Consider the following 612-nt stretch of genomic DNA (forward strand, 5'->3'; position numbering starts at 1 on the left):
GCGGATGGCGTTGCTGTCATAGCCTTTGTCGCCAAGGAGCGTGGCGCCCTCGGGAATGGCATGGATCAGCGCTTCGGCCTCGCAGGCATCGTGAACCTGCCCGCCGGTCAGCCGCAGGCTGACAGGACGTCCTTCAGCGTCGACAAGAGCGTGGATCTTGCTGGTGAGGCCGCCCCGGGAACGTCCCATGCCATGATCTGTAGATCCCCCTTTTTGCCCGTCGCACCATGTTGGTGGACGCGCACGCAGGTGGAATCGATCATCACCAGTTCGCCGTTGAAGCCGGCGGAAACCGCCACCAACAGCCGGTCCCACACTCCGGCTTTGCGCCAACGGACAAACCGGTTGTAGCAAGTCGTGGGTGGCCCATAGCGCTCGGGTATCTCGGCCCATGGCGAGCCCGTTCGAAACCGCCAGAGAATGCCATTCAACACCCGGCGATCATCAACCCGGGGAACACCACGCGGCTTGTTAGGCAGCAGGGGCTCAATGATCGCCCATTCTCGATCCGTCAGTTCATACCGTCGCCGCGTCATCTATCCTCCCGCTCCAGCAGGAGCGTGAATCACGCGGGCGGACAAACCTCAAGTCCGTTAATGAGTTTGCGGCCTA

The 612-nt window shown here is 61.9% G+C and carries 1 pseudogene; it reads right to left on the reverse strand.

Annotation, left to right across the window (positions count from 1 at the left end):
* Nucleotides 1–536 (reverse strand): annotated as a pseudogene (locus AC3WJD_RS22100) (IS5 family transposase); the annotation flags it as partial.
* Nucleotides 537–612 lie beyond the last annotated feature (76 nt).

It is taken from the genome of Sphingobium sp. FW306-1B-F04DB (genome assembly GCF_058781925.1).